The sequence below is a fragment of the Spirillospora sp. NPDC049652 genome, from assembly GCF_040675125.1.
Classification (GTDB): Bacteria; Actinomycetota; Actinomycetes; order Streptosporangiales; family Streptosporangiaceae; genus Spirillospora.
This window is the reverse complement of record NZ_JBFAOF010000233.1, coordinates 1-8,942: the sequence shown is the minus strand read 5'-3', so window position 1 is coordinate 8,942 and position 8,942 is coordinate 1. Positions and strand designations below refer to the sequence as shown.

The 8,942-nt window shown below is 70.2% G+C and carries 10 protein-coding genes; 3 read left to right on the top strand and 7 right to left on the bottom strand.

Annotated elements, in window-relative coordinates:
* From AB0J52_RS17240 to AB0J52_RS17230, 3 genes are all read right to left on the bottom strand, one after another.
* Nucleotides 1-730, bottom strand: a 730-nt coding sequence (locus tag AB0J52_RS17240; protein ID WP_500182578.1) for an aldo/keto reductase, incomplete at its 3' end; no start/stop codon positions are given.
* 80 nt (nucleotides 731-810) lie between these two features.
* Nucleotides 811-1,668 carry a DUF5753 domain-containing protein gene (locus tag AB0J52_RS17235; RefSeq protein ID WP_500182577.1) on the bottom strand — a complete coding sequence of 286 codons (858 nt, stop codon included), beginning with the start codon at nucleotides 1,666-1,668 and terminating at the stop codon, nucleotides 811-813.
* 114 nt (nucleotides 1,669-1,782) lie between these two features.
* Complete coding sequence (locus AB0J52_RS17230) at nucleotides 1,783-2,388, bottom strand: DUF1877 family protein (protein ID WP_500182576.1); 606 nt, start codon at nucleotides 2,386-2,388, stop codon at nucleotides 1,783-1,785.
* Between the two features lie 141 nt (nucleotides 2,389-2,529).
* Between AB0J52_RS17230 and AB0J52_RS17225 the strand changes: the two genes are divergently transcribed.
* Entirely contained in the window at nucleotides 2,530-2,955 is a 426-nt protein-coding gene (locus tag AB0J52_RS17225) for a hypothetical protein (RefSeq protein ID WP_500182575.1), read from the top strand.
* 314 nt (nucleotides 2,956-3,269) lie between these two features.
* Here AB0J52_RS17225 and AB0J52_RS17220 read toward each other — a convergent pair whose 3' ends face one another.
* The 4 genes from AB0J52_RS17220 to AB0J52_RS17205 form a co-directional block, all read right to left on the bottom strand.
* A complete protein-coding gene (locus AB0J52_RS17220) occupies nucleotides 3,270-4,490 on the bottom strand; it encodes a chymotrypsin family serine protease (protein WP_500182574.1) in 1,221 nt (406 codons plus the stop codon).
* 200 nt (nucleotides 4,491-4,690) lie between these two features.
* Nucleotides 4,691-5,695 carry a class A beta-lactamase gene (gene bla, locus AB0J52_RS17215; RefSeq protein WP_500182573.1) on the bottom strand — a complete coding sequence of 335 codons (1,005 nt, stop codon included), beginning with the start codon at nucleotides 5,693-5,695 and terminating at the stop codon, nucleotides 4,691-4,693.
* A 145-nt stretch (nucleotides 5,696-5,840) separates the two neighbouring features.
* Entirely contained in the window at nucleotides 5,841-6,329 is a 489-nt protein-coding gene (locus tag AB0J52_RS17210; RefSeq protein ID WP_500182572.1) for a DUF1003 domain-containing protein, read from the bottom strand.
* Nucleotides 6,326-7,624 carry a magnesium transporter MgtE N-terminal domain-containing protein gene (locus AB0J52_RS17205; RefSeq protein ID WP_500182571.1) on the bottom strand — a complete coding sequence of 433 codons (1,299 nt, stop codon included), beginning with the start codon at nucleotides 7,622-7,624 and terminating at the stop codon, nucleotides 6,326-6,328. The genes AB0J52_RS17210 and AB0J52_RS17205 overlap by 4 nt, the downstream gene beginning before the upstream one ends.
* A gap of 197 nt (nucleotides 7,625-7,821) precedes the next feature.
* Here AB0J52_RS17205 and AB0J52_RS17200 point away from each other — a divergent pair, with 197 nt between their 5' ends.
* Nucleotides 7,822-8,379, top strand: a complete 558-nt coding sequence (locus AB0J52_RS17200; protein WP_500182570.1) for a carboxymuconolactone decarboxylase family protein — start codon at nucleotides 7,822-7,824, stop codon at nucleotides 8,377-8,379.
* Nucleotides 8,357-8,942 (top strand): sigma-70 family RNA polymerase sigma factor (locus tag AB0J52_RS17195; RefSeq protein WP_500182569.1); only part of this gene is annotated, 586 nt, incomplete at its 3' end. The genes AB0J52_RS17200 and AB0J52_RS17195, both read left to right, overlap by 23 nt.

Sequence of the window (8,942 nt, the reverse complement as noted above, 5' to 3'; positions counted from 1 at the left end):
CGACCGCCAGCACCTCCGGGGCGTCCGCGTCCCCCTGGGACCCGCCGCGCTCCCGGTTCGTCCCGGCGAGCGAGTAGAACGGCACGAACGCCACCCCCAGCTCACCGCACAGCCGCAGCATCTCCCGCTGCTCGGCGAACGCTCCGAGCCCGAACGGGTTCTGGACGCACGCGACCGGCGCGATGGCCCGGGCGATGTCCAGGTGATGCGGCCGCACGTTGGACAGCCCCAGGTGCCGGATGAGTCCGGCCTCCCGCATCTCCGCCAGCGCCCGGAAGCGCTCGGCGAACCGGTCGTCCCGGACGATCCGGAGGTTGACGAGGTCGAGCCGGTCGGTCCCGAGCTGGCGGAGGTTCTCCTCGACCTGCCCGCGCAGCGCCTCGGCCGTCATGGCGTGCGGCGCCCACTCCCCGGTGACGTCCCGGGCGGGCCCGACCTTGGTCGCGATGAACAGCTCGTCCCGCCGCGACGAGAGCGCGCTGTTGATCAACTCGTTGGCCGCCAGGCGCGAGGAGAAGTAGAAGGCGGCCGTGTCGATGTGGTCCACGCCCAGCTCGACCGCACGCCGCAGCACCGCGACGGCCTGCGCCCGATCGCGCGGAACCGCGTCCGCGATCAGCGCGGGGCCGGTCTGCGGCAACCGCATCGCCCCGAACCCGACCCGCCGGACGGCGGTGTCCCCGAGCGTCCAGGTCCCGGCCCGCGCGGCATCAATCACATCAGTCGTCATGACCGGAGATCTTGTCGTCCGCCCGCGGTCGGCCGCCAGACCTTCGCACCACCGCGAAACCTGGCCCGCGGCTCCGGGGGTCAGTACCGGTCGAGGTCGCGGCCGTGCAGGACGTCGTCCAGGAAGAGCACGCTGTCGGCCGAGGAGAGCGCCGCTTCTTCGATGCGCCGCCACTGCGGGACGAGGTCGGCCTGGCTCATGCCCAGCCCGTCCGGCCAGTGGACGACACCGAGCCGGTCGTTGAAGGCGGACACCTCGTAGATCTCGAACGGCCCCTGGTAGCCGACGTAGAACCCGGCGCTGCGCGGGACGACGCGCACGCCGTGACCGGCGCGGGAGAGCGCGAGCAGGTGCTCGACCTGCTCGCGCCACACGTCCTCGTGGCCGTCCGGAACCGCGGTGAGGACGAGCTGGTCGATGATCAGGTCCAGGGTGCGGGGGTCGCCTCCGGGCCGGTGCCGCTGGCGCGCCGCCAGCAGCGGCCAGTCCCCTTCGGGATGGTCCTCGGGCAACAGCCGGTGCTCGTACACGAGCCGCGCATAGGCCTCGGTGCGGGCGAGGTCGGGTATGGCCCGAAGTCCGAAGGCGCGCACGATGTCGGCCTCCGCTTCGACGGTGAGGATGTCCCGGAGCATCCCCGAGAGCCGGTCGAGGTGGGGGCCCAGCCACAGCGGACCGTCCGGCCGAGCGGCCAGGCCCGTCAGTATCGACCTGATCCGTTCGGGGATCTCGCCGTAGTTCGCCAGCAACGCGCCGACCTCGCCGGGGCTGATGTCGGCGAAGCCGGTCTCGACCGCCGCCAGCCACTGAGCGTCGCGGCCGAACCCGGCCACCGCCTCCTCGTAGCTGAGCTCCAGGATCTCCCGCACGCGGCGGAGCCCCCAGCCGATGATCCGGACATTGATCTTGGGAAGTGGACGATCGTAGTCATACGCCACGGCGACATCCTCTCCGCTCCCCACGTCCCCAGTCCCGGGATTCGCCGCCTTCGACCCGACGGCCACGCAGCGGCTTCCCTGACCTTGCCGACGAGCCGTCGCGCCCGCCCCGGCTCAGTCCAAGATCACGATCAGGTCGTAACCGTGGGACGCGACGTCGCGGTAGTAGCGCGCGAGCCATCGCAGGTCGTCCATGGCACGCGCGAACGTTTCGTCCTCGTCGTCGTTCGGCCGAACCTTGTAGACGCCGCTACGCACCATGTCCTCGATCGAGAACTCGCTGCGGACGGCTGCCTCGTCCAACGCCTCGATCGCGTCGGCGGCCTCGATGAGAAAAGCCCGCGCGGAGCACCGCCAAGTCATCCCCTGCCCGGAGACCGCGTGGTCGGCGAAGCGCCGATCACCGTGGATGATCCGATACGGCAGTGAACGCTCCCGCGTTTCATGGCCGTCGCGGAAGGTCGCCGGGTCGAAGGCGTACTCCGCTCGCTCATAACCGCGCGAACCCGAATGCCAGGGGCCGCTGAGCGCGTCGAGGCCGCTCGGACGGCCGAGCAGCATCGCCCGGTTGACCTCGGGCAAGGGCTCCTCGTGGTCCCCGAAGTCATCGCTGAAAGGCGCTCGCCACGAGGCGGCCTCCCACACCGCCGCATCGCGGCGAATCACCTGAACCGGCTCCGAGTCCAGCAGAACCGGAACACTCCACAGATCTATGCCCATCGTCCTACGTCTGGGTGAGCCCACGCATCCCGCTGACCAGCAGTGGCTGAGGCTACTGAAGGGAGAACCTCGCTAAGTGGCCAGGCCGGGGCGTTTGAGTGAGCTTCGGCGAGCCTCTGGCCCACCTCGAAGAAGGCGACGGTGCTGGAGGTCGCCCTGGAAGTGCTTGAGGACGCGAAGATGCAGAGACGGCGGTTCCTGACCAACGCGGCGGCCACCGCTATCGCTCCGGTGGTCGCCGCGGACCTGATTCGTTCGGGATTCACCGGCGCCCTGGCCGCGGACCGTCCGCCAGTGGACTACTGGCACGACAAGTTGATCACCTACGGACGCGACTACATGTCGCTCGGGGTGGCGGAGATTCAGCGGCGTCTCTCCCTGGATCTGCTCGTCCTCCATCAGCAGTTGGAGCAGCCGGCACTGTGGGGGGGCGCGTCGAAGCTGATGACGCTGTACGGCAAGACCCGATCGGGCTCTGATGGGTTGAGATCGGCCCCCGCCGTCGAGTTGTGTGGCGGGGCCGGAGGCCGAGTGCGCCGGATGCTGGGGGCCGACTGCCGGACATGATCGTCCGGACAGGCGAAGCGGCCCCCGATCGGAACGGGTCGGGGGCCGCAGGAACGACGGCGGTGGGCTCAGCGGCCGTGCACCGCCGCGAGGTGGCGGTGGTCATCGCGATGGGATGGTGTTCGACGAACCAGTCCACCGCGGCGCGCAGGGGCGCACAGCGGGTGCCGCCCCAGGTCGTGGTGTCATCGATACCGACCTGTTGAGGACGACCGTCTTTGAGGTCCGGTTCGTCCGCCCGCCGGCCGGCCGGATCCTCACCTGCGCGGACGGCGCCCGATTCCGGTCACCCGCGGGTGGGCCTGGCCGTTCGTTCAGCCCCGCTTCACGTCGATTCCGAAGTCGCGCCAGGCCGTGCCGAAGTCCTGGTACCAGAGCTCGTGGCCGTAGCTGCCGGTGAGCGTCCCCTTGGCCACGACGCTGTTACCGCTGAGAGAGAAGATCGGTCCGCCGCTGTCGCCACCCTGGGCCACCTCCCCGCCGTCGACACGACGAGCGACGACCAAGTCGGAGTAGAACTCCCTATTGCCATACATGTCCTTGTCCCAGAAGCCATAGGTGAAGTAGTCCGAGTTCTGGATTCCGCAGATGGCACCGCTGGTCGAACCGGACTGGCAGATCCACTCGTTGGCGTAGGCCCAGTCCCAGCCGACGACGCCCTTGGTGAAGTCGCCCGCCTTGCTGCCGTCCCAGATACGCCCCGTCGATTGGGCGTCGATGAGGAGCAGGTCGTGCGTGACCTGCTCCCGGGCGCCCAGGCCCACCCAGTTCACCCAGTTGCCGTTGTGAAAGCCGCCTCCGACGCGGCCACAGTGACCGGCGGTCAAGAGATAACTGTGGCCGCTGCCGTCGGTGACGGCCCATCCCGTAGTGCACCGCTTACCGGTGTCGTCGTTGAGGATGGCGCCACCTCCCGCGTAGGCCCCGCCGTCGTCGTACCGGCCCCTGAGGCTGACGGGGCCGCCGTCGACATAGCTCACCGGAACACCGGCGAGGGTCTTGGGCCGCGCCGCGAGTGTCTTCGCCTTGTTGTTGACGGTCAGGCGGAGCCCGTCTCCTCTGAGTGAGCCGGAGACCTGGGTGATCGGATGGTCCGGGTCCTTCTTCATGTCGGCCATCAGTCCGGCGGCCGCCGCCTTGAGTTCTGCCTGGGAGTAGCGGGCGGGCTTCACCTCGACCGCCGCGATGCCGCGCGCCTGACCGACGGCCTTCTTCACGGCGGTGGGGAGCTTGCCCTTCCACCACACCTCGACCGACTTGGGCTGCAGGGCGATCCCCGCGAACCCGCTGCGTTCGCGTCCCGACTTCTCCACCGCCCAGGAAATCTTGGACGCGGCCTGCTTCAGCGGTTCCTGGTCGTGCATCTTCTGCCGGATGTCCGCGGAAGCGTGACTGAACGGACTCGACGCGACGGCGTCCTTACCACCGCCGGACGGCTGTCCTGCGGACGCGGGCATCATGCCCGTCACCGCCACGCTCAGCACCGCCACACCCAACAGCCCGACGAGTCGTGTCGAGCCGTGCTTGTACCCCACGTGTTCTCCTCTTCTGGACCTGTGACCAGCGAGAGTAATGATCAACTTCACGGAAAGGTGTGCAATGCGTGCGGACTGGCTGTGCAATGCGTACGGCGACGCCCGGGGGTGAAACGGACCGCCACGTCTCGGCGTAGGAGAGCCTGGGCGGAGCGAGGACCTTCAACTCTGCCGCGTCCAGGGGCTGGGGACGGTTGTCGTCACGCCTTGCCGAGGGCGCGCATCAGGGCGGTGGTGGTCTGGGCGATCACCTTGTTGTCGAACTTGGCGTCCTTGGCGTCGCGGTGCGTGTAGACCGCGATGATCACGGGGGCGCCGGACGGGGGCCAGGCGATCGCGATGTCGTTGGCGGCGGCGTACCAGCCGTCGGCCGTGCCGGTCTTGTCGCCGACCGTCCAGCCCTTCGGGACGCCCGCGCGGATGCGCTCGTCGCCGGTGGTGGTGGCCTTCATCCAGGTGGCGAGCTGCTGCCGGTCCTGCGGGGCGAGGGCGGTGCCCACGGTGAGCTTCTGCAGGTCGCGGGCCATGAACGCGGGCATGACGGTGTCGTGCTTCTCGCCCGGGTTCCAGTGGTTGAGCTCCGGCTCGTACGCGTCCAGGCGTCCGACCGGGTCGCCGAGGGAGCGGTAGTGGCGCGTCATGCCGCGCGGGCCGCCGACGACCTGCTTGAGCAGCACGTTCGCGGCCGTGTTGTCGCTGGTGGTGATGGTCGCCTCGCACAGCCGCGCGACGGTCATCCCGTTCCTGATGTTCTCCTCCTTCCCGGTGATGCCCGAACCGTCCACGACCTCCTCCTTGGTCCAGTGGAGCGTCCGGTTCAGGAGTCCGGGGTCGGTGGTGCGGGCCTTGTGGAGGACCGCGCCGCACAGGATCGCCTTGAACGTGGAGTTGCTCGGGACCCGCTCATGCGTCCGGTATCCGACCGTCCTGCCCGTACCGGTGTCGATCGCGAACGCGCCGATCCGGCCCTGGTAGGACGTCTCCAGCCCGCGCAGCTCCTTGCTGAGGTCGGCGGGCGTGAACGCCTTCGCGGCGGGGCCGGTGTGCGCCACGCGCTCGCCGTTCACCGTCTGGGCCCCGGCCCCGCAGGCGGACCCCGCGAACATCGTGGAGACCGCCAGGACGGAGACTCCGAGCTTCATCCGGCCCTTCGGGCCATGGACACGGCGCATTTCCGGCTCCCTGCTCTTGTTGGTGATCTTCATCGGGCCATGAGCAGACCAGAACCCTTCGCATCGTGTCCAATAGTGGTATGGCTCGCGTGGCGATATGAATTCTCATATCAGCGCAGGTGGAAGTGGGCGTGCGACCGTTCAAGGGCGGGCGCAGGTTCTTTGCGAGAGCGCGGGGCTAGGCGGGGTCCCGCTGGCCGTCTTTGGCTTCGAGTTCCTTCAGCATGCGTTCCAGCTCCGAGCGCAGGAAGTCGCGGGTCGCGACCTCGGAGATGGCCATGCGGAGGCCCGCGATCTCACGGGTGAGGTACTCGGTGTCGGCGATGTTGCGGTCGTTGCGGGACCGGTCCTGCTCGTACTGGACGCGGTCGCGGTCGTCCTGCCGGTTCTGGGCGAGCAGGATCAGCGGCGCCGCGTAGGACGCCTGGAGCGACAGCACCAGCGTCAGGAAGATGAACGGGTACGGGTCGAACCGCCACGACACCGGGGCGAGGGCGTTCCAGACGATCCACGTGACGATCACGGCCGTCATGTAGACCAGGAAGCGGGCCGTCCCCATGAAGCGCGCGATGCGCTCGGACAGCCGCCCGAACGACTCGGGGTCGTAGTGCGGGCGGGGCAGGACGGACCGGCGGAGCTCGCGGGGCTGGTCGAGGCGTGAGGTCATGCGTCGCCTCCCGCGCGCAGGGCTTCCTCTTCGGGGTCGACGGCGTCCTCGGCGTCCATGACGGCCTCGCGCCAGTCCTCGGGCAGCAGGTGGTCGAGGACGTCGTCGATGGTGACCGCGCCGAGCAGGTGGCCGGTCTCGTCCACCACGGCGCCCGCGACCAGGTTGTAGGTGGCCAGCGACGTCGCCACGGCCTCCAGCGACATGGTCGGGCGCAGCGGGTCCAGCTCGGTGTCCACGATGCCGCTGACCAGCGCCGGGGGAGGCTCGCGCAGCAGCCGCTGGAAGTGCACGGTGCCGAGGTAGCGTCCGGTCGGGGTCGCGGTGGGCGGGCGGCACACGTACACCTGCGCGGCCAGGGCCGGGTTCAGGTCCGGGTTGCGGATCATGGCGAGGGCCTCGGCGACGGTCGCGTCCGGCGGGACGACGACCGGGTCGGTGGTCATCAGGCCGCCCGCGGAGTTGTCGGCGTAGGTGAGCAGGCGGCGGACGGGCGCGGCCTCGTGCGGCTCCATCCGGGTCAGCAGCCGCTCGCGCTGGTCGGTCGGGAGCTCGCCGAGCAGGTCCGCGGCGTCGTCGGGGTCCATCGACTCCAGGACGTCGGCGGCGCGCTCGACCTCCAGCTTGCCGAGGATCTCGACCTGGTCGTCCTCGGGCAGCTCCTCCAGGACGTCGGCGAGGCGCTCGTCGTCCAGCGCGACGGCGACCTCGGTGCGGCGCTTCTCCGGCAGGTCGTGGACGAAGTTGGCGAGGTCGGCGGGCTTCATGTTCTCGAACGCGGCGATCAGCCCCGCCGCGCCCTGCCCGTGCTCGACCGTCGCGAAGCCCTCCACGGCCTCCCAGTCGACCACCGACGTCTCGCCGCGGCGGCGCAGGCTCCGGCTGGTCGCGCGGCGCACCGCGACCTTGGCGAGCAGCCAGTCGCGGGTGCGGGTCGGCTCCATCGCGACGTCCACCACCGAGACGGCGTCGCCGGACTTGCGCAGCCGGACCGTCCGGTCGAGCATCTCGGCGAGGACGAGCGTCTCGGACGCGCGCTGCTGGAACCGCCGCACGTTGAGCCGCCCGTCGAAGATGATCGCGTCCGCCTCGATCGTGGTGACGCGGGTGATGGGCAGGAACACGGTGCGGCGGGGGGACACCTCGACGGTCAGCCCGAGGACGCGCGGCGGGCGGTCGTCGGGGGCGAGCGCGACGACCACGTCCCGCGCCCGGCCGATCTGGTCGCCGGCCGGGTCGAACACGGCGATCCCGGCCAGCCGCGCGATGAAGACCCTGTTCGGCGCTCCGCTCATGCCCGGAGCCTACCCATGATCTTCGATGCCATCCGAGTCGCCCAACCAACGTTAACCACGCGTTTTCCCCCCGATGTCACGCTCGCGGACCCCGGGATGCGACACTCGCGGTCCGAGCCGCCGCACCCGCGGATCCCGGGATGTCACATTCGCGGGCGCCCGGTCGTCCCCCCAGGAGAAGGGTGAGGAGGACCGATATGGCACGCATTTCTCTCGATCCGCCGCGGACGCTGCGTTACCGGATGGCCACCTGGATCGTCCGCCGGATGTACGGCAAGGAGCTCGACCCGGGCCGCGCGATGGGGCACCACATGGGCGTCTCCACCGCGTACTCGCTGTTCGAGATGCAGGTCCAGCGCTGGAAGTCGCTGCCGCACCGGTACAAGGACCTCGCCGAGATGGCGGCCTCGGTGCGGATCGGCTGCTCCTGGTGCGTGGACTTCGGAACCTGGGCGGCGACGACGCATGGCATCCCGCTGGAGAAGCTGGAGGCCGTCCCCGGCTGGCGTGAGTCCGGCCTGTTCAGCCGGGAGGAGCGCCTGGTCATGGAGTACGCCGAGGCGATGTGCGCCGACCCGCCCGAGGTGACCGACGAGCTGACCGGGGAGCTGCGGACGTTCCTGAGCGAGAAGCAGATCGTCGAACTGACCATGATGGTGGCCGTGGAGAACATGCGCTCGCGCTTCAACGCCGCCGCCGGGCTCACGGGCCAGGGATTCAAGGACCGGTGCGATGTCCCCGCCGACCGCGCCTGACCCGTCCGGCCCGGAGGCCCCGGGCACCCCGGATGCTCCGGACGCGTCCTGCGACGGGTGCGCGGAGCGGTTCGAGGCGCATCGCGGGAGGCTGTTCGGGGTCGCCTACCGGATGCTCGGGACGGTCACCGACGCCGAGGACGTCGTCCAGGACGCCTGGCTGCGCTGGTCGGCCGACGACCGGGACGCCGTGCTCGACGACGAGGCGTACCTCGTCCGCGTCACGACGAACCTCGCGCTGGACCGGCTGCGGTCGGTGCGCGTCAAGCGCGAGCAGTACGTCGGGCCGTGGCTGCCCGAACCGGTGATCACCGCGCCGGACGTCGCCGAGCACGCCGAGGTGGCCGAGTCGGTGTCCACGGCGCTGCTGGTCGTGCTGGAGACGCTGACGCCGCTGGAGCGCGCCGTGTTCGTGCTGCGCGAGGCGTTCGGCTTCCCGTACGCCGAGATCGCGACGGCGCTCGGCCGGTCCGAGGCGGCCGTCCGGCAGGTCGGGACGCGCGCCCGCAAGCACGTGGACGCGCGCCGCCCCCGCTTCGACGCGCCCGCGGACGAACGCCGCG

Coding starts and splice junctions, on each gene's coding strand:
- AB0J52_RS17205 (WP_500182571.1), bottom strand. CDS start 7,624: ATGAGCGGAGCGCCGAACAGGGTCTTCATCGCGCGGCTGGCCGGGATC.
- AB0J52_RS17200 (WP_500182570.1), top strand. CDS start 7,822: ATGGCACGCATTTCTCTCGATCCGCCGCGGACGCTGCGTTACCGGATG.
- AB0J52_RS17230 (WP_500182576.1), bottom strand. CDS start 2,388: ATGGGCATAGATCTGTGGAGTGTTCCGGTTCTGCTGGACTCGGAGCCG.
- AB0J52_RS17210 (WP_500182572.1), bottom strand. CDS start 6,329: ATGACCTCACGCCTCGACCAGCCCCGCGAGCTCCGCCGGTCCGTCCTG.
- bla (WP_500182573.1), bottom strand. CDS start 5,695: ATGAAGATCACCAACAAGAGCAGGGAGCCGGAAATGCGCCGTGTCCAT.